At 56.1% G+C, this 374-nt stretch carries 1 protein-coding gene; it reads left to right on the top strand.

What is annotated here, in order from left to right; translation table 11 throughout:
- Positions 1-374, top strand: a 374-nt coding sequence (locus HMPREF2999_RS04225; protein WP_141757038.1) for an ATP-binding cassette domain-containing protein, incomplete at both ends; no start/stop codon positions are given.

Genomic DNA, 374 nt, shown 5'->3' with positions numbered 1-374 from the left:
GTTGAGCGTCTTGGTGATGCTGATTTGTGGTCGGCTTTGTCGGTGGCTTGTGCTGATGATTTTGTGCGTGGTCTTGAGGGTGGTTTGGATGCTCAGTTGGGTGAGTCGTTTGGTGGTGTTGGTCTTTCGGGTGGTCAGTGGCAGCGTTTGGCGTTGGCGCGTGTGGTTCTTCGGGATGCGCCGGTGTGGGTTTTGGATGAGCCGACCAGTGCTGTGGATGCTGAGACTGAGGAGGAGATTTTTGCTCGGTTGAAGGTGGCTGCTGTTGGGCGTTTGGTGGTGTTGGTGTCTCATCGTGCGTGGACGTTGCGTGGTGTTGATTCTGTGGTGGTGTTGGATGGTGGGTGTGTGGTGGAGCAAGGAACCTACCGGGA

The sequence above is a fragment of the Rothia sp. HMSC066H02 genome, from assembly GCF_001814995.1.
Taxonomy (GTDB): domain Bacteria; phylum Actinomycetota; class Actinomycetes; order Actinomycetales; family Micrococcaceae; genus Rothia; species Rothia mucilaginosa.
The sequence above is the reverse complement of the archived record's forward strand: the minus strand, read 5'-3'. Positions and strand labels throughout refer to the sequence as shown.